The 222-nt window shown below is 57.2% G+C and carries 1 protein-coding gene; it reads right to left on the minus strand.

Features of this window, described 5'->3' with window-relative positions; genetic code table 11:
* The coding region (locus MO387_RS21385; protein WP_242326529.1) for a VCBS domain-containing protein at window positions 1–222 on the minus strand (222 nt) is incomplete at both ends.

Here is a 222-nt window from a genome sequence, read left to right on the forward strand (position 1 = left end):
CCGCCTGGCCGCTGTCGGCATCGGTAATGGTTAAGGTGCCGCTGTCAGTCAGAACTGGATCGGTGGCATCTTCAGTGACCGCGCCAACATCGTCACCAGCAATCACAGGCACATCGTTGGTGCCGGTAATGGTGATGGTGACCGTGTGCTCAGTGCCGTCTTGGCTCAACACCACAAAGGTTTCGACCTTGGTTTCGCCTTCAGCCAGATATTGCACGTCGG

The sequence above is a fragment of the Shewanella sp. N2AIL genome (assembly GCF_022690845.1).
In the GTDB taxonomy this organism is placed as follows: Bacteria; Pseudomonadota; Gammaproteobacteria; order Enterobacterales; family Shewanellaceae; genus Shewanella; species Shewanella baltica.